The 16,773-nt window shown below is 51.9% G+C and carries 20 protein-coding genes; 19 read left to right on the top strand and 1 reads right to left on the bottom strand.

Annotated features, from left to right (window positions below; translation table 11 throughout):
* The first annotated feature begins 16 nt into the window (after nt 1-16).
* The 12 genes from DW922_RS07295 to DW922_RS07240 all read left to right on the top strand — a co-directional run bounded on the left by DW922_RS07295 (nt 17) and on the right by DW922_RS07240 (nt 9,409).
* Entirely contained in the window at nt 17-763 is a 747-nt protein-coding gene (locus DW922_RS07295; RefSeq protein WP_118726184.1) for a hypothetical protein, read from the top strand.
* A 118-nt stretch (nt 764-881) separates the two neighbouring features.
* On the top strand, nt 882-1,847 hold the full coding sequence (gene spoIIIAA / locus DW922_RS07290) for a stage III sporulation protein AA (RefSeq protein ID WP_182436872.1): 966 nt from the start codon (nt 882-884) through the stop codon (nt 1,845-1,847).
* A gap of 2 nt (nt 1,848-1,849) precedes the next feature.
* Nucleotides 1,850-2,374 carry a stage III sporulation protein AB gene (locus DW922_RS07285; protein WP_243032120.1) on the top strand — a complete coding sequence of 175 codons (525 nt, stop codon included), beginning with the start codon at nt 1,850-1,852 and terminating at the stop codon, nt 2,372-2,374.
* Between the two features lie 12 nt (nt 2,375-2,386).
* Nucleotides 2,387-2,581, top strand: coding sequence for a stage III sporulation protein AC (gene spoIIIAC, locus DW922_RS07280; RefSeq protein WP_118720174.1), 195 nt, complete (start codon nt 2,387-2,389; stop codon nt 2,579-2,581).
* Between the two features lie 8 nt (nt 2,582-2,589).
* Nucleotides 2,590-2,976 (top strand): SpoIIIAC/SpoIIIAD family protein, encoded by a 387-nt coding sequence (locus tag DW922_RS07275; protein WP_118720176.1) that lies wholly within the window; start codon nt 2,590-2,592, stop codon nt 2,974-2,976.
* On the top strand, nt 2,973-4,172 hold the full coding sequence (locus DW922_RS07270; RefSeq protein ID WP_118726183.1) for a stage III sporulation protein AE: 1,200 nt from the start codon (nt 2,973-2,975) through the stop codon (nt 4,170-4,172). The genes DW922_RS07275 and DW922_RS07270 overlap by 4 nt, the downstream gene beginning before the upstream one ends.
* Before the next feature lie 46 nt (nt 4,173-4,218).
* Nucleotides 4,219-4,812 (top strand): stage III sporulation protein AF, encoded by a 594-nt coding sequence (locus DW922_RS07265; protein WP_182436873.1) that lies wholly within the window; start codon nt 4,219-4,221, stop codon nt 4,810-4,812.
* Nucleotides 4,715-5,287, top strand: a complete 573-nt coding sequence (locus tag DW922_RS07260; protein WP_243032109.1) for a stage III sporulation protein AG — start codon at nt 4,715-4,717, stop codon at nt 5,285-5,287. Before DW922_RS07265 ends, DW922_RS07260 begins: the two co-directional genes overlap by 98 nt.
* 15 nt (nt 5,288-5,302) lie before the next feature.
* A complete protein-coding gene (locus DW922_RS07255) occupies nt 5,303-6,100 on the top strand; it encodes a SpoIIIAH-like family protein (RefSeq protein WP_243032106.1) in 798 nt (265 codons plus the stop codon).
* A 212-nt stretch (nt 6,101-6,312) separates the two neighbouring features.
* Nucleotides 6,313-6,648 carry an Asp23/Gls24 family envelope stress response protein gene (locus tag DW922_RS07250; protein ID WP_118531089.1) on the top strand — a complete coding sequence of 112 codons (336 nt, stop codon included), beginning with the start codon at nt 6,313-6,315 and terminating at the stop codon, nt 6,646-6,648.
* 361 nt (nt 6,649-7,009) lie between these two features.
* Nucleotides 7,010-8,356 (top strand): sodium:proton antiporter, encoded by a 1,347-nt coding sequence (locus DW922_RS07245; RefSeq protein ID WP_118720184.1) that lies wholly within the window; start codon nt 7,010-7,012, stop codon nt 8,354-8,356.
* A gap of 15 nt (nt 8,357-8,371) precedes the next feature.
* Nucleotides 8,372-9,409 carry a cytidylate kinase-like family protein gene (locus DW922_RS07240; RefSeq protein WP_118726182.1) on the top strand — a complete coding sequence of 346 codons (1,038 nt, stop codon included), beginning with the start codon at nt 8,372-8,374 and terminating at the stop codon, nt 9,407-9,409.
* An 81-nt stretch (nt 9,410-9,490) separates the two neighbouring features.
* Here the strand turns inward: DW922_RS07240 and DW922_RS07235 are convergent, their stop codons facing one another.
* Nucleotides 9,491-9,922: a DMT family transporter gene (locus tag DW922_RS07235; RefSeq protein WP_118726181.1), complete on the bottom strand. Its 432-nt coding sequence runs from the start codon at nt 9,920-9,922 to the stop codon at nt 9,491-9,493.
* Between the two features lie 299 nt (nt 9,923-10,221).
* Between DW922_RS07235 and nusB the strand changes: the two genes are divergently transcribed.
* The 7 genes from nusB to DW922_RS07195 all read left to right on the top strand — a co-directional run bounded on the left by nusB (nt 10,222) and on the right by DW922_RS07195 (nt 16,764).
* A complete protein-coding gene (nusB, locus tag DW922_RS07225) occupies nt 10,222-10,674 on the top strand; it encodes a transcription antitermination factor NusB (protein WP_118720192.1) in 453 nt (150 codons plus the stop codon).
* Nucleotide 10,675: 1 nt separating this feature from the next.
* The gene (xseA, locus tag DW922_RS07220) at nt 10,676-11,905 is read left to right on the top strand and encodes an exodeoxyribonuclease VII large subunit (RefSeq protein ID WP_118726180.1); all 1,230 of its coding nucleotides are present in this window, start codon (nt 10,676-10,678) and stop codon (nt 11,903-11,905) included.
* A gap of 59 nt (nt 11,906-11,964) precedes the next feature.
* A complete protein-coding gene (xseB, locus tag DW922_RS07215; RefSeq protein ID WP_243032105.1) occupies nt 11,965-12,216 on the top strand; it encodes an exodeoxyribonuclease VII small subunit in 252 nt (83 codons plus the stop codon).
* Nucleotides 12,203-13,090, top strand: coding sequence for a polyprenyl synthetase family protein (locus DW922_RS07210; protein ID WP_118726179.1), 888 nt, complete (start codon nt 12,203-12,205; stop codon nt 13,088-13,090). Before xseB ends, DW922_RS07210 begins: the two co-directional genes overlap by 14 nt.
* 82 nt (nt 13,091-13,172) lie before the next feature.
* On the top strand, nt 13,173-15,095 hold the full coding sequence (gene dxs, locus DW922_RS07205) for a 1-deoxy-D-xylulose-5-phosphate synthase (RefSeq protein ID WP_118726178.1): 1,923 nt from the start codon (nt 13,173-13,175) through the stop codon (nt 15,093-15,095).
* 20 nt (nt 15,096-15,115) lie between these two features.
* Nucleotides 15,116-15,925, top strand: a complete 810-nt coding sequence (locus DW922_RS07200; RefSeq protein WP_118726177.1) for a TlyA family RNA methyltransferase — start codon at nt 15,116-15,118, stop codon at nt 15,923-15,925.
* 11 nt (nt 15,926-15,936) lie between these two features.
* Nucleotides 15,937-16,764, top strand: a complete 828-nt coding sequence (locus DW922_RS07195) for an NAD(+)/NADH kinase (RefSeq protein WP_118720196.1) — start codon at nt 15,937-15,939, stop codon at nt 16,762-16,764.
* The last annotated feature ends 9 nt before the right edge of the window (nt 16,765-16,773 follow it).

Here is a 16,773-nt window from a genome sequence, read left to right as displayed (position 1 = left end):
AAAAGAGGGGATTCATATGAAAAACTGGAAAAAACAGATCGCGCTGGCCGTAACAGCAGGTCTTCTGACCGTGATGGGGGCAGCTACTGCGTTTGCAGCCTCAAAAACCAGACTGGACACCGTGACAGACCTTTACTGGGGCGATGACGGAACTACAGCCAACTGGGAAAAGATAGACGATGCTTACCAGTATGAGGTCCGTCTCTACTGCAATGAAAGCCAGGTGGAGAGCATCAAGACGAAGAAGGACTCTTTTGACATGGAAAAAAAGATGACAAAAGAAGGCGATTATACCTTCCGGGTACGTGCGCTGGCGAAATCGAATTCCAAGGAATTCACGGATGGTTACTGGTCTGAGGATTCTGAGGAAACCTATGTTTCAGCAGACTTTGCGGATATGATCAAGAATGGTGGAAGCACCTCCCAGTTAAAGAATGGCGGACCTGGTAAAAAAGAAGACGGGTCAGCTGCGGAGGAGAAAGAGGCTTCTATCGTACGCCAGGCAAAATGGATCCAGGAGGATGGAAGCGGACGCTGGTGGTACCAGAATGCGGACGGAAGCTATCCGAAGGGTGGCTGGTGGCAGGAGCCTGCAACCGGAACCTGGTATTTCTTCGATGCACAGGGATATATGCAGACTGGCTGGATCGACTGGAATGGAAGCCGTTATTACTGCACAGGAAGCGGAGCCATGGCAGTCGGGGAATACACCATTGACGGTGCCGCTTACCGTTTTGATGCTTCCGGGGCACTGCAGCAGTAAATAAAAACCGGTTGCTGTTTGTGCAGCGCATAAGCAGCTAAAAATAAAAGAACACAGACAAGGTCCGGGTATAAATCACCCCTTCCCTCATATATATTATGTAGGGGAGGGGTGATTTTTGGATAAGCGGGAAGAACTGATCAAAATCTTTTCAAAAGATATCCGGGTGATCTTAAAGCAGGTCATGGTGGATTTCGACCAGGTGCAGGAAATACGCCTGCGGGTCCATGCACCGCTTCTGATGATCTGCAACAACCGGGAGTATTACATCACACCGGAAGGAAATTTAAGCATGAAGGCAGAGGAAGCGTATCTCGTGACAAGGGAAGCGCTGAAGGAAACCCTGGATTATATGAGCAGCTATTCCTTATACGCATTTGAGGAGGAGATCAGGCAGGGCTTTATCACGATCCAGGGTGGGCACCGCATTGGCATTGCAGGAAAGACCATCACCGATGGACATGGCATCCGGAGCATGAAGTTTATTTCTTTCATCAATGTAAGGCTTTCGCATCAGGTAAAGGGCTGTGCAGCGGCAGTGCTTCCGTATCTGTATGACCGGGACATGATCTTCCATACGCTGATCATTTCACCGCCGCGGTGCGGAAAGACCACGCTCCTTCGGGATATCATCCGGCAGGTATCAAACGGGAGTCCGGAACATGCGGGACTGACCATCGGGGTGATCGATGAGCGGTCTGAGATCGGAGCCTGCTACCAGGGAATCCCACAGAATGAGCTGGGGATCCGGACCGATATCCTAGACTGCTGTCCCAAGGCACAGGGAATGATGATGCTGATCCGGACGATGTCCCCCCAGGTGATCGCGGTGGATGAGATCGGAAGCCGGGAGGATCTGGAGGCGATCGAATACGTAATGAACTGCGGCTGCAAGCTGGTGGCGACCGTACATGGAAGCTCCATTGAGGACATTAAGCAAAAACCGGTCCTCAGGAAAATGGTCCTCGAAAAATGGTTTGAGCGTTATGTGATCCTGAATAACAGGGGAAAGGTAGGCAATATTGGGGAAATCTACGATTCCAGAGGCTGCAGGCTGTACCCGGTGGGAGGTGAATGCTTTTGAGTATGCAGGGATGGATGAAGCTTTTGGGAGCTGCCTGCATTTTATGGGGAGCGGCAGGCTGCGGGATCTGGTTTGCAGGCCATTACCGCAAACGTATCGCAGAGCTGGAACAGCTAAAGCAGATGGTGTTCCTCTTGAAAGGACAGATATTATATGCCAGTGCACCGCTTCCGGAGGCGCTGGAAACGGTGGGAAAACGCTCTGGTGGGGCACTGGGAAGCCTGTTTCTGGAGACAGCTGCCAGCCTGGCAGAAAAACCAGGAGAACCATTTAACAGTATCTGGAAGGAGGCGGTCCTTCGCATGAACGATACGGCACTTTCCAAGACGGACAGGCAGACTTTGGCTGCACTGGGAGAGCATCTTGGCTTTTTAGACCGGGAAACCCAGGAACGCACGCTGCTTCTTTATCTGGAGCAGGTCGATGCAGAGCTTGGGGTCCTTCGGGAGCACAGGCAGGAGCGCTGCCGTCTTTATACGAGCCTTGGAATCATGGGAGGCTTGTTTCTGGCTGTGATCCTGGTCTGATGGAGGGTACCTATGGGGGTAAATCTGATTTTCCGAATTGCCGCAGTTGGGATCCTGGTATCGGTGATCTGCCAGGTCCTCCGGCACAGCGGACGGGAAGAACAGGCATTTCTGACCAGTCTGGCCGGCCTTGTGCTGGTACTGTTCTGGCTGGTGCCGTACATTTATGATCTATTTGAAACCATGAAAAATCTGTTTGCATTATAGGGGGCGGCATGACAGTTGTAACGGCAGGGATCATCGGGATCATGACAGTGCTTTTTGCAGTCCAGCTAAAAAGCCTGAAGGGAGAATACGGGATATATCTGGTGATGGCTGCGGCCTGTGTGATCTTTTTCTACGGAAGTATGAGATTAAAGGGAATCCTGGATGGACTGCAGAAAATACAGGAGCTGATCCGCATCAATCCGGTGTATCTGAATACGCTCCTGAAGATGACAGGGATTACCTACATCGCGGAGTTTTCCTCCGGAATCTGCAAGGATGCCGGGTATGGCGCACTGGGCAGCCAGATTGAAATTTTCGGAAAGCTCTCCATTCTGGCTGTGAGCCTTCCGGTGATCCTGGCCCTGTTGGATACGCTGCAGGGACTTCTGACATGAGACGGCAGGTATGCAGAGGCTGCATCCTGCTTCTCGTGTTTTTGGGGCTTTTGCTTTCTCCTTATGGGCGTGCCTGGGCGATGGAGATGCATGCGGAAGCCGTGAAAACGCAGGAAGCGGCAGAGTCTGCACTTGTGTGGGACGGGCTTACCGGAATGGAAGAAATTGAGGCGTACTTAAAGCAGGAATTGAAAACCTCCGGGCGGCAGGCTTCGTTTCGGGAGCTTTCAGAGACACTGGCAGCAGGGAATACAAAGGAGCTGCTTTCTTATTGTATGGAGGCACTTAGACAAGAGCTTTTGGGAGAACTGCAGGGGAAAAACCGTATGGCGGGACGGCTTCTGGCATTGGGCCTTTTCGGAGCCCTATTTGCCGGCTTTTCCGATGTGTTTTCCGGCGGACAGATGGCAGAAACCGGATTTTTCCTGACCTATCTGCTGGCATTTGCGATCCTTGCTGCCGTGTTTGGGGAGAGTGCAGGGGCCGCGGCGAAGGTGCTGGAACGCCAGATCCAGTTTATGAAGGTTCTGCTTCCGTCCTATTTTGCGGCAGTGGTCTGGTCTGGTGCAGGGCTTTCCTCGGCTGCATGGTATGAGGCCGCCCTGTTTCTGATCGCAGGGGTGCAAAGGCTGTATGCAGGGCTGCTGCTTCCCCTTGTGCGGATTTATTTTCTGGCGGTAGTGGCAGGTTCTATGACCAGGGAGGATATGCTGTCTAAGCTGCTGGAGCTTTTTAAGACCGGGATTTTGTGGGCAAGCCGGTCGCTGATCGGTCTTGTGATCGGCTTTCAGCTGATCCAGGGGATGGTGCTTCCCTATGCGGATTCTATCAGGAATGCTGGGGTCCAGCGCCTTTTGCAGGCAATTCCGGGTGTTGGGGATGGGGCAGGTGCACTTACAAAGCTGATGCTTGGCTCCGGTGTGCTGATCAAAAATACGCTGGGGGCCGCAGCAGTCCTGGTTTTGTTCCTGCTTTCTGTCTGGCCGCTGGCAAGGCTGTTTGTGCTGTATCTGATCTACCGTGGGGTAGCGGCTGTGCTGCAGCCGGTGGCAGACAAGCGTCTGGTGGCCTGCATTGGCGGGGCCGCGGAGGCACAGAAGCTGCTTCTGACGGTAGCGGCATCAGGTTTTTTATTATTTGCTGTGACCCTGGCGCTGATCTGCCAGGGAACCAATGCAGCATATCTGGCATCCTGATGAAGCAATTTTAATATGTTTGAAAATGGCAGAAGGAGGCGTGCGTGTGGCAGCAGTTTATGAATGGATCCGGAACCTGACTGCATTTTTTTTGTTTTTGTCGGTGCTGGAAAATCTGCTGCCGGGAGATAAGTATGGAAAATATATCCGGTTGTTTGCGGGAATGGTCCTGGTCCTTCTGGCAGTGGAGCCCTTTGCAGAGAGCTCTGGCCTGGAGGAAATCCTGGCACGCAGCTATGAGGGCCTGATCGTCCGGGAAGAAGCCGGGCAATTGCCGGACGGACTGGATGCGGCGGGGGAAGAGCGCATGGAGCATCTTCTGGCACAATACGAGGAGGCGGTCGGTCAGGATGTCCGGAGACTGGCAGAAGACTGCGGGCTTTCCCTTCTTTCCTGCAGGGTACAGATCGGCAGGAAGGAGGACGGGGAAAGCTTTTGCAAGGTCATGCGGATCTTTGCAGTACTTCCGGCGCAGTCTGACACAGACAAAGAAAAACAGCTGTCAAACAAGATTCAGGAGTATTATGGGCTGGAGGAGCGGTATGTGGAAATTGAAATTGCCGCAGGGGAGAGACCGGTGGATCTTTCTGCTGACGGTGGGGGTGATCCTGTGCATTCTGACATTTCCGGCAGGGAATAAAAACAGCAAGATCGCATTTCCTGCATCGAAGGAAACAGCTGCCACGCAGGGGCAGTCTGTGGTGACGCAGCAGGATGCAGCAGCATATGAACAGGAGCTGGAGCAGCGGGTAAAGGAAATCCTGCGTGGCGTATGGGGCGTTGGTGAGGTCGATGTCATGATCGTATTAAAAGCATCCTCGGAAAAGGTGATCCAGGTGGATAACAGCAGCTCCAGATCCACGACAACGGAAAAAGGAGGTGGAACAGACCGCGTGGTGGAAAGCATGGACCAGGAGCACAGCACAGTACTGACCGGAAGCGGAAGCGGCCAGGAGCCGGTCGTGGCAAAAGAAATCTATCCGGAGATTTCCGGTATCGTCATCAGTGCGTCCGGCGGCGGCAGTGCCTCCGTGCGGGCGGAAATTTCGGAAGCCATGGAGTCATTATTCGGACTTCCGGCGCATAAGATAAAAGTGCTAAAGCGGGTGGAGTAAAAAAGGAGCGTCGGTATGAAGCTGAAACGGGAAGGAACACCAAAACAGGATATCAATATGAAAAAGCTGTTCCGGAGAAACCAGATCATCATTACGACCCTGGCCATCATGATCGCTGCTGCCGGATATTTGAATTATGCGGGAAAACGGGAGCTTGAGGCCAGCAGCGGGAACGGGATATACCAGGCGGGGACCTTTGATATCTCAGAGGAAGAGCTGATGGCAGAAAACCAGAAGGCCGGGCAAAGCTATGCAGATGTGACCGGAGAGGCACAGCCTCAGGCGGAGGGAGAAATGCTGCAGGCCGAAGCAATGCAGGGAGGAGCGCTTTCACAGGGCGAAACCCTTGCAGAGGCGGAGCCTGGCAGTGACCTTGCCGAGATCGAAAGCTGGGATGGGGAGGAAACCGGTATGGAAAACCCTGGGGAGGCAGTTTTAACCAGCGGGCTGACGGTGTCGGACTACATAGCAAATGTGCAGCTGAACCGGGAGCAGATCCGGGCGAGAAACAAGGAAGCCTTAAATTCCATCATCAACAATACCAGTATCGATGAGGCTGCCAAGCAGGAGGCAATCCAGAACATGATCGCCATGACAGCGGTCGCAGAAAAGGAAAATGCGGCAGAAACCCTTCTGCAGGCCCGTGGTTTTGCAGACCCGGTCGTAAGCTTAAGTGACGGAAAGGTGGATGTGGTGATCAATGCACCATCCATCACGGACCAGCAGCGTGCACAGATCGAGGATATTGTGAAAAGAAAAACGGAGGTTGGGGCAGAAAATATCATTATCACGCTTTTAAACCTGGAAGACTGACGCTACGGTACAGTTGCTGTTTGCAGGCAGGGATTTTCTGGACTGAAAATACTCTTTGCAAAACAGGGCAGATTTGCTATACTATAAACAAAAGAGATTCCGGGCGGCAGGCTGGAAAAACAGAAATGCAGCCAGGAACCTGTCTGATCTGAGGAGGGAATACTGTGGCAGAGTTAGAAGGAAGAAATACGCATAAATTATATGAAAAAGAGATGATGGGCGAGGTGCGCATCGCAGATGAAGTGGTGGCTATCATTGCAGGCCTCGCAGCGACCGAGGTAGACGGTGTGGACTCCATGGCAGGAAACATCACCAACGAGCTGGTTGGTAAGCTTGGCATGAAGAACCTGTCCAAGGGTGTGAAGGTAGATGTGACCGAGGAGCATGTATCGGTTGACCTCTCCTTAAACATCAAGTACGGCTATAACATCCCGGACGTGAGCGAGCGTGTCCAGGACCGTGTAAAGTCTGCGATCGAAAACATGACCGGCCTCACCGTGCTGGATGTTAATATCCGTATTGCCGGAGTCAACATTAACGAGCAGTAGGCAGAAAGAAGAAGGAATCAAAAGAAAAACCGTGACTGTGAAGGTACTGTACAGTTACGAAAAACAGGAAAAGGGGACCGTCCGTGAGGATTGGTCCTTTTTTCATTAGTTTATTTTAAGCTGCATGTCAGGGGCGCTAGTGCTGCGCCTGCTGATTGGCTGGTCCATTGTGTAAAGATACCGTAAAGAAAACTGATAATAAAATATCTATGCTTACATTTTGGTAAGAAAGGTGCTATAATCCATCACTGTTTCCGAAAAGAGAACAGCTGCAGCGTATTTTGGGTGCGCGAGGCTGGAGACTAAACAGGAAGACAAACGTTGCCGTGTGTTTACGCAACAGCAACAGACAAAGGAGGAAATGATGATGAATCTTGCATTTTGTATTCCATTTGCAGGACTTCTGCTTTGCATCGCGGTGCTTCCGCTGGTGAAGGCAGAATGGTGGGAAGCACACCAGCCGCATGCGGTCGTATTCTGGTCACTGCTGTTTGTGCTGCCCTTTGCATTTGTTTATGGCCCTGGACAGGCTTTTGAGAAGGTGTTAGAGTGTATCGTAGACGATTACCTGACCTTTATCATTCTGCTGTTCGGACTTTTTTGCGTTTCGGGTAATATTACCCTGGAGGGAGACCTTGCCGGTTCCCCGCGGATCAATGTAGGCCTTTTGCTGATCGGAACCATGCTTTCAAGCTGGATCGGAACAACCGGTGCCAGCATGCTGATGGTCCGCCCGGTCATTAAGATGAACGCGTGGAGAAAACGTAGAAGCCATATCATGGTATTTTTTATTTTCCTGATCTCCAATATCGGCGGATGCCTGACCCCAATCGGCGACCCGCCGCTTCTGATGGGCTTTATGCGTGGAGTCCCGTTTTTCTGGAGCCTGCATTTGTTACCGGTACTTTTATTTAATGTAGTGATCCTGCTGACGGTCTTTTATTTCCTGGACCTTCGCGCTTACCGGAAGGACATTGCAGAGGGCTTAAAGCCTGACATCAGCAAGCCGGGTACCGAGGTTCACATTATGGGACTTCACAACCTGGTATTTCTGGTTATGATCGTGGCAGCCGTGATCTTAAGCGGAACCCTTCCGGGCATGGCAGCATTTCAGGATGCAGAGGGTGCTGTGCGCGGAATCCATCTGTTTGGGGAAGTGACACTGACTTACCCGGCCCTGATCGAGGTTGTGATCATCCTGGCAGCAGCATTTTTGTCCTTTAAGACAACCAGCCCGGAAATCCGCAGAAAGAACCACTTTACCTGGGGTGCGATCCATGAGGTTGCTATACTGTTTGTCGGTATTTTCATCACCATGCAGCCGGCTCTTATGATCTTAAAGGCGAACGGCGCAAGCCTTGGACTGACCAAGCCGTTTGAGATGTTCTGGGCAACGGGATGCCTCTCCAGCTTTCTGGACAACACACCGACCTATCTGGTATTCCTCACGACAGCCGGTGCGCTGGGCTTTACGGAAGGAATGCCGACGATCCTCGGTACCGTTCCGGTCGCCATGCTGGAGGCAATCTCCTGCGGTGCAGTCTTCATGGGCGCCAATACCTATATCGGCAATGCACCGAACTTTATGGTAAAATCGATTTCGGATGAGAACGGTATCCGCATGCCTTCGTTTTTCGGGTACCTGCTCTGGTCTGTTTCATTTCTGGTTCCGGTATTTATTCTGGACATGCTGGTATTCTTTTTATAAGGAGGGAAAGAGACTATGGAATATACACAGGAAAGTCTCCGCGAGCTTGCGGAGCGCATCTACGATCTGGATGCAGAGGTTTATAGCTGTCTTGGATCTTCCCTTGGCCGTGTGTTCAACCGTGACCGGGAACGCTGCGTGACGGAGCTGGTACAGTTAATGATGCAGCGCGACAGCGGGCACCAGATCAGAAGTGAGCTTGCACTGATCAGTAACATGGCGCGGACTATCCCGGATAAGGAGAGCCGTTCCATGATCATGCGGGAATACACAAGCATTCTGCATGAGATCATTGCGATGCCGACCAGCTTTGGCGGCGGTGATGTTCTGGACCAGAACATGGCCAGCTTAAATGCTTTAAACCTGGAACACCGGTTTTCGGGAAACGACCATCTGGTCATCTGCATCAGCCGCACGTATGGCTGTGCAGGGAATGAAATCGGCTTTACCCTGGCAGACCGCCTGCGAATCAATTATTATGATGCAGAAATCTTCTCCGCGGTTTTAAAACGGCTGGAAGCGGAGAAGGATGAAGTGGTAGACAGAGCCGGATATCCTGGCAAGGCTGTTGATAAAGCCGACCAGGAGGCTGCTTTTGAAAAACCGAAGAAGCTGACATTGAAGGACTGGGCAACCGGGTTTAACCGCTACCACGGCCTGAACAAGCGAGATGCCGTATTCTTTAACCAGAGTGACCTGATCTGCGATATGGCAAAGAAGGAAGACTTTATCGTGATGGGACGCTGTGCGGATGTGATCTTAACCAATAACCGCATCCCGCACATCAGCATCTTTATCACAGCACCGTTTGAGCAGCGCCTGCGCCGGACCATGGAGGTGCACCCGGGCTTAAATGAGAAGCAGGCAAAGCATCTGTTAAAGCAGCTGGACTGCCAGCACCAGAATTATTACCGCTTCTTTACCGGAAAAAAATGGGGCAATGCCGCAAACTATGATTTGTGCTTAAACAGTGCAGCCTACGGAATTGACGGCTCAGTCGATTTTATCCTCAGGATGCTGGACCGGGAAGGAAAGATGAACGCTCCGAAGTAAGTGTACCCATGAAAAGGCACCGGTGCCGGCCGTTTGCGAAACAGCAGATGGCGGGCTCCGTGTGTAGCAGCCGGAGGAAGCTCATCTGCTGTGGAACAGTACGATCCCGCCGATGGCGATCAGGGCGCCGATGGCTTTTCTCCACTCAAACGCGGCTTTTTCCACCCCGAACCATCCAAACAGTTCAATGGCATAAGCCACGATGATCTGTGTCACGACAATAAAGAGCGTTGCTTTGGCCGGGCCAAGGCCGTCCATGCTCCGGATTACCGTGTAAGTGATGAAGGCTCCGAAAATGCCTCCAAGCATCATGTACCAGGGGCGAACGGTAAACAGGGCAGAGACGGGAACCCGTTCGGAAAAGATCCAGAATACCATGCAGGTGAAAAACGCGGTGAGCTGGACCCATCCGGCGGAAAGCCAGATTCCGGTCTGCCGGGTCAGGCCGGTATTCAACACGCCCTGGATGCTCATGAGGGCGCCGGATATCAGGGCAACAAAAAATCCAAACATAACAGTACCTCCTGGAGAAAAAAGTTTGCGCAATGCGTGAACCGCAAAAGAACAAAACGGAACTGCCGCATGGGATAGTGTGTCTTATGCGGCAGTTTTTATGCGTTGCTGTCTGTGCAAGGCATGAACAGCAGCTGCCCGGCAACGATTTTTATGCGATGAAAGGAAACAGCGTTGTGAAACTGAAAAAAATGTGGTATGATAATGCGTAAGATTGGCAGTGGTGCGGCCAGATGGCTTTGCAGACAGTGCAGAGACGGCGGTTTTGTGCCCCTTGCAAGCAGGAGGATAAAGGATAGATGACCAGAAGAGAAATGCGTGAGCATTGTTTTAAGATCCTGTTCGGAGTAGAGTTTTACCCGGCAGAAGAAATAAAAGACCAGGTGGAGCAGTACTTTGACGCCCCACAGGAGGATGACGTAGCCGACAACGGAAAAGAAGAGGTGGTCCACAACGTCGACATGAAAGAGGTAGACCGCACCTTCCTGACAGACCGTGTGGAAGGCATTGCCGGCAAGATCCCGGAGTTAGATGCCCGCATCGACGAGGTGGCACAGGGCTGGAAGACCGGACGTATGGGAAAGGTAGAGCTTACCATCCTGCGCCAGGCTCTCTACGAGATGTTATATGACAGCGAGGTACCTTCCAAGGTTGCAATCAATGAGGCAGTAAACCTTGCAAAGAAATTCGGCGGAAAGGATTCACCGGCGTTTATCAACGGTGTTCTGGCGAAGCTGGTGACCGAGGCATAATATGGCCAGTGTTTATTCTGTTTCCCAGGTGAATTCCTACATCAAAAATATGTTTGCCCAGGACTTTGCCCTCAGCCGGATCACGGTGCGGGGCGAGGTCTCAAACTGCAAGTATCACACATCAGGACATATTTATTTTACGCTGAAGGACGGGACCGGAACTTTGTCGGCAGTGATGTTTGCCGGCCAGAGGAAAGGTCTCTCTTTTCAGTTACAGGAAGGTCTCCAGGTAGTAGTGACCGGGTCGGTCGAGGTCTACGAGCGCGACGGGAAATACCAGCTTTATGCCAGAAAGATTGAGCAGGAGGGACGCGGTGACTTATACCAGCGCTTCTTAAAGCTGCGCGATGAGCTGGAGGAGATGGGCATGTTTGCACCGGAGTATAAGCAGCCCATTCCGGATTATGCAAAAAGGGTTGGCGTGGTAACAGCACCGACCGGGGCAGCCATCCGGGATATCATGAATATCACAGCCAGAAGAAACCCTTATACCCAGCTGGTTTTATATCCGGCGCTGGTGCAGGGTGCAGGGGCTGCGGCTTCCATCGCCAGAGGCATCCGCGCATTAGATAAGCTGGGGCTGGACGTACTGATCGTGGGCCGCGGAGGCGGCTCCATCGAGGATCTGTGGGCGTTTAACGAAGAAATTGTGGCGAGGGCTATTTTTGACTGTGCGACACCAGTCATCTCGGCAGTGGGGCATGAGACCGATGTGACCATTGCAGATTATGTGGCAGACCTGCGGGCACCGACCCCGTCGGCAGCGGCAGAGCTGGCTGTGTTCGATTACCGCCAGTTTGAAGCGGCACGGCTGTCTTACCAGGAGGCACTCGGGCAGGCCATGGAACGGAAAACAGAGCTTTTCCGCTACCGGGCGGAGCAGTACCGGCTAAAGCTTCTGCTCCATGATCCGGAGCGCACACTGCGGGAGCAGAGACAGCGTCTGGCAGATATCCAGGATGCCTTAAGGCAGGTCATGGAACAGAAGGTAACCGGGTCACGCCACCGGCTGGCTCTTTTGGGAAGTCGTCTTCACGGGCTGTCCCCGTTAGAAAGGATCAGCGCTGGCTTTGGCTTTGTAACCGATGAAAGGGGAAAACGCTTAGAGAGTGTCCGCCAGACGGCACCGGGAGAAGCCATTACCCTGCGTATTTCGGATGGAACGGTCCGGGCAAGGGTGCTGGAGACAGAAGAACATGAAATCCCGGAAACATGCCCACCGGAGACATGAAAAACGGCCGGTATTGTTACTGTGCGCAGGCAGGAAGTTCCTAAACGGAAAATCAGTTGATGGGCACACAGATGGGAACAGCAACGGCAGAAGGAGAGGCAGCAGACATGGAACAATCAATAGAACAGATCTTTGCAGAGCTGGACGGGCTTGTGGAAAAGCTGGAGGCACCGGACAGCACGCTGGAGGAATCCTTTGCCTGCTATGAGGCAGGCATGAAGCTGGTGAAGGCCTGCAACGACAAGATCGATAAAGTAGAAAAACAGATGATCATCCTGCAGGGAGGGACTGAGGAAGATGGAGATGCATGAGGAACTGAAAAAGAGGACCGGTGAGGTAGAGAAAGTTGTAGAGAGCTATCTCCCGGAGGAAGAGGGGCATCAGAAGACGATTTTTGAAGCCATGAATTACAGTGTTCGGGCCGGCGGCAAGCGCCTTCGTCCCATGCTCATGGAGGAGACCTACCGTCTGTTTGGCGGGACGGAAAAGGCAGTAGAGCCCTTTATGGCAGCCATGGAGATGATCCACACCTCCTCTTTGATCCATGATGACCTTCCGTGCATGGACAATGACGAGCTGCGCAGGGGACTTCCGACAACCTGGAAAAAATTCGGCTATGACATGGCTGTGCTGGCCGGGGATGCGCTGATGATCTATGCGTTTGAGACAGCATCCAAAGCCTTTGCCATGACTGCTCATCCGGACCGTGCCGCAAGGGCGATTGGCGTTCTGGCAGAAAAAACCGGCATCTACGGTATGATCGGCGGCCAGGTAGTCGATGTGGAGCTGACCGGAAAACCAATCCCGCAGGAAAAGCTGGACTTTATCTACCGTTTAAAGACCGGGGCACTCCTGGAGGCTTCCATGATGATCGGAGCTATTCTGGGCGGTGCATCTGAAGAAGAGATCAGCCGCGTAGAGGAGATTGCGTCTGCTGTCGGTCTGGCATTCCAGATCCAGGATGATATCCTCGATGTGACAAGCACCAGCGAAGAACTCGGAAAACCGGTCTTAAGCGATGAAAAGAACCAGAAAACTACGTATGTAACGCTGGCTGGCCTGGACAAGGCAAGAGAAGACGTGGCAGAGATCTCTGCCCGTGCGGTAACGCTGCTAAAACAGCTGCCAGGTGAAAATCCGTTCCTTGAAAACCTGATCACGATGCTGGTGGAACGGAAAAAATAAGAGCTATATGTAAATACTGTAACTGGGGGATATCAGGCAGTTACAAATTACTTTAGGAAAGAAACAGGGAGTTGCAAAAACCATGATTCTGGAACACATTGAAGGTCCGTGGGACGTGAAAAAATTAAACACGGAGGAGCTTAAGACCCTGGCGGCAGAGATCCGGCAGTTTCTGATCGAAAAGATCAGTGTGACCGGCGGACACCTTGCCTCCAATCTGGGTGTGGTGGAGCTGACTATTGCTTTATATCTGGCATTTGACCTGCCAAAGGATAAAGTCATCTGGGATGTGGGGCATCAGTCCTATACCCATAAGATCTTAAGCGGACGCCGGGAAATGTTTGATGAACTGAGGCAGTACGGGGGAATGAGCGGGTTTCCGAAACGCAAGGAAAGCCCGTACGATTCGTTTGATACCGGACACAGCTCCACATCCATTTCTGCAGGTCTTGGCATCGCCCAGGGGCGGGATCTGTTAGGAGAGAATTATGCAGTCATTTCCGTGATCGGCGATGGAGCCCTGACCGGTGGCATGGCTTACGAGGCATTGAACAATGCGGCTCACCTGAAAAAGAATTTTATCATTGTATTAAACGACAATAACATGTCCATCTCAGAAAATGTGGGCGGCATGTCAAAATATCTAAGCGGTCTGCGTTCCGGGACCAGATATAATGCGCTGAAACGCCATGTATCGGAGACCTTGTTAAAAGTTCCGGTGGTTGGTGCCGGACTGGTAGAGCAGATCAGCCGTACCAAAGACAGCATCAAGCAGTTAGTTATTCCGGGAATGCTCTTTGAAAATATGGGCGTGACGTATCTGGGACCTGTGGACGGGCACGATATCAAAGCCATGGTAAAAACATTCCGGGAAGCCCGGAGAATGGAGCATGCGGTGCTGGTCCATGTCCTGACGAAAAAAGGAAAAGGGTATGCACCGGCAGAAAAGAATCCGTCCCGGTTCCATGGAATCGATCCGTTTGACATTGCAACCGGAAAGTCATTGAAGGAAAAGGTTTATCCGACGTACACGGATGTATTTTCCAAGGAAATCTGTCAGCTTGCGGAAACCGAAAAACGACTGGTTGCGGTTACGGCAGCCATGCCGGATGGAACCGGTCTGAAAGCGTTTTCCAAACAGTATCCGGACCGTTTCTTTGATGTGGGAATTGCAGAACAGCATGCGGTAACCTCTGCGGCGGGTATGGCTGCAGCCGGCTTAAAACCGGTCGTTGCCGTGTATTCCTCCTTTTTGCAGAGAGGCTTTGATCAGGTGCTTCACGATGTCTGTATCCAGAACCTGCCGGTGGTCTTTGCATTAGACCGGGCGGGACTGGTCGGGAGTGACGGGGAGACCCATCAGGGCATTTTTGACCTGTCCTATTTAAGCTGTATTCCGAATATGAGCATTATGGCTCCGAAAAACTTGTGGGAGCTTCGGCAGGAGCTGGAGTTTGCAATCTGCCATTACGATGGCCCGATCGCGATCCGCTACCCGCGTGGGCAGGCTTACCGCGGCTTAAAAGACTTCAATCAGCCGGTTGAGTACGGAAAAGGGGAACTGCTTTACGAGGGCAGCCGCATTGCCCTGCTTGCAGTCGGCAGCATGGTCAGCACGGCAGAGCATGTGCGGGAAAAATTAAAAGACGCAGGTTTTAACTGCACACTTGCCAACGGCCGTTTTATCAAGCCGGTGGATTATGATCTGGCAGACAGGCTGGCAGCAGACCATGAGCTGCTTGTGGTACTGGAGGAGAATGTGCTTCAGGGCGGTTATGGCCTGCAGGTGAAGGCTTATGTGCAGGAGCGTTACCCACAGGTTAAAGTATTGAATATCGCACTTCCGGATGCGTATGTGGAGCATGGCAATGTGTCAGTCCTGCGCGAGGGGCTGGGCATTGACAGTGATTCTGTGATCCGCACGATGCGAAACGCGTGGAAACCGCTGGATGAGAGGTTGTCTGAGGCGCAGTCTCATGAAATAATGCAGGAAAATCAGAAATAGAAACAGAAAGAGGAAGATACATGAAAGAAAGACTGGATATCCTGATCGTGAACAAAGGTCTTGCCGCTTCCAGAGAAAAAGCGAAAGCCATTATCATGTCGGGCATTGTTTATGTAGATGGACAGAAGGAAGATAAGGCGGGCTCCATGTTTGAGGAGACTGCAAACATCGAAGTGCGCGGCGCAACATTAAAATATGTCAGCCGCGGCGGCCTGAAGCTGGAAAAGGCCATGACGCATTTTGGCGTGGAATTAAAAGATAAGATCTGTATGGATGTCGGTTCTTCCACGGGAGGCTTTACCGACTGCATGCTGCAAAATGGCGCAGTGAAGGTCTATGCGGTCGATGTAGGACACGGCCAGTTAGACTGGAAGCTCCGCAACGATCCGCGGGTCGTATGCATGGAAAAGACCAACATCCGTTACGTAACTCCGGAAGATATCGCAGATAAGCTCAACTTTTCTTCCATCGATGTTTCCTTTATCTCCCTGACGAAGGTATTAGGTCCGGTGAAGGCGCTTCTTGCCGATGACGGACAGATCGTCTGCCTGATCAAACCACAGTTTGAAGCAGGGCGGGAGAAGGTTGGAAAGAAGGGCGTGGTCCGTGAAAAGAGCACGCATCTGGAAGTTATTGAGAAGGTGATCGAATTTGCGGTGAGCATTGGATTTGAAATTTTGAATCTGGAATATTCCCCAATCAAGGGGCCGGAGGGCAATATCGAATATCTGCTTTATCTTCAGAATCATACAGATGGACAAACCTACACGGAGTATCAGGTCGACGCAAAAGCCATTGTCGATGCGGCTCACGGAGAACTGGACAAATAACAGGAGAGTTTATGAAACATTTTTATCTGATCGCGAATCCGTCGAAACCAGGAGCTTTGGATGCAGCGGAAAAAATAGAAAAAGAACTGATCCGCCGCGGTGCATACTGCACGCATAACCGGGGATATACAAGGGCGGATCAGGTTCCGTCTGACACGGAGTGTGTGATCACACTTGGCGGAGATGGTACCCTGATCCAGGCATCCAGAGATCTGATCAGTCTCGATCTTCCCATGATGGGAATTAATATGGGACATCTTGGCTACCTGACCCAGGTGTCGAGGGAAGAAGCCCTCGATCCGGTACTGGATGCTCTTTTGACAGATTCTTTTACATTGGAAAAGCGCATGATGCTGGAAGGCAGTGTCGTAGGGGCAGAAAAAAAAGTCAAAGGCATTGCTTTAAATGAGATCGTTCTGACCAGGCAGGATGTATTGCAGGTACTGCATTTCCAGGTTTATGTGAATGGAGTATTTTTCAACGAATATATGGCAGATGGAATCATTGCGGCAACCCCTACAGGTTCTACTGCGTATAATCTGTCAGCCGGTGGACCGATCGTGGCGCCGGGGGCCGAGCTGATGCTTCTGACCCCGATCTGCTCCCATTCCCTGAATGCGAGAAGCATCGTGCTTTCCCCGGAGGACCGTGTCAGCATCCGCCTGGTAAACTGGACTGGAAGAAAGTCGTACTCGGCTGTATTTGACGGGGATCAGGCATTTCCGCTCCACTGCGGGGAACGGCTGGAAATTTGCCGCGCACCGCAGTATACAACGCTGATCCAATTAAAAAATGTATCATTCCTTGAAAATATCAGACAGAAAATGGACCGCATCTAACGGAGGTAA

Source organism: Clostridium sp. AM42-4 (assembly GCF_003480105.1).
Classification (GTDB): Bacteria; Bacillota; Clostridia; order Lachnospirales; family Lachnospiraceae; genus Brotaphodocola.
The sequence above is the reverse complement of the archived record's forward strand: the minus strand, read 5'-3'. Positions and strand labels throughout refer to the sequence as shown.

Bases quoted from the DNA above. Each gene is read 5' to 3' on its own strand.
- dxs (WP_118726178.1), top strand. From the start codon at position 13,173: ATGATTCTGGAACACATTGAAGGTCCGTGGGACGTGAAAAAATTAAAC.
- DW922_RS07295 (WP_118726184.1), top strand. From the start codon at position 17: ATGAAAAACTGGAAAAAACAGATCGCGCTGGCCGTAACAGCAGGTCTT.
- DW922_RS07200 (WP_118726177.1), top strand. From the start codon at position 15,116: ATGAAAGAAAGACTGGATATCCTGATCGTGAACAAAGGTCTTGCCGCT.
- DW922_RS07240 (WP_118726182.1), top strand. From the start codon at position 8,372: ATGGAATATACACAGGAAAGTCTCCGCGAGCTTGCGGAGCGCATCTAC.
- xseA (WP_118726180.1), top strand. From the start codon at position 10,676: ATGGCCAGTGTTTATTCTGTTTCCCAGGTGAATTCCTACATCAAAAAT.
- DW922_RS07210 (WP_118726179.1), top strand. From the start codon at position 12,203: ATGGAGATGCATGAGGAACTGAAAAAGAGGACCGGTGAGGTAGAGAAA.
- DW922_RS07270 (WP_118726183.1), top strand. From the start codon at position 2,973: ATGAGACGGCAGGTATGCAGAGGCTGCATCCTGCTTCTCGTGTTTTTG.
- nusB (WP_118720192.1), top strand. From the start codon at position 10,222: ATGACCAGAAGAGAAATGCGTGAGCATTGTTTTAAGATCCTGTTCGGA.
- spoIIIAC (WP_118720174.1), top strand. From the start codon at position 2,387: ATGGGGGTAAATCTGATTTTCCGAATTGCCGCAGTTGGGATCCTGGTA.
- xseB (WP_243032105.1), top strand. From the start codon at position 11,965: ATGGGCACACAGATGGGAACAGCAACGGCAGAAGGAGAGGCAGCAGAC.
- DW922_RS07285 (WP_243032120.1), top strand. From the start codon at position 1,850: ATGCAGGGATGGATGAAGCTTTTGGGAGCTGCCTGCATTTTATGGGGA.
- DW922_RS07255 (WP_243032106.1), top strand. From the start codon at position 5,303: ATGAAGCTGAAACGGGAAGGAACACCAAAACAGGATATCAATATGAAA.
- DW922_RS07275 (WP_118720176.1), top strand. From the start codon at position 2,590: ATGACAGTTGTAACGGCAGGGATCATCGGGATCATGACAGTGCTTTTT.
- DW922_RS07245 (WP_118720184.1), top strand. From the start codon at position 7,010: ATGATGATGAATCTTGCATTTTGTATTCCATTTGCAGGACTTCTGCTT.
- DW922_RS07260 (WP_243032109.1), top strand. From the start codon at position 4,715: ATGTGGAAATTGAAATTGCCGCAGGGGAGAGACCGGTGGATCTTTCTG.
- DW922_RS07195 (WP_118720196.1), top strand. From the start codon at position 15,937: ATGAAACATTTTTATCTGATCGCGAATCCGTCGAAACCAGGAGCTTTG.
- DW922_RS07235 (WP_118726181.1), bottom strand. From the start codon at position 9,922: ATGTTTGGATTTTTTGTTGCCCTGATATCCGGCGCCCTCATGAGCATC.
- DW922_RS07250 (WP_118531089.1), top strand. From the start codon at position 6,313: ATGATGGGCGAGGTGCGCATCGCAGATGAAGTGGTGGCTATCATTGCA.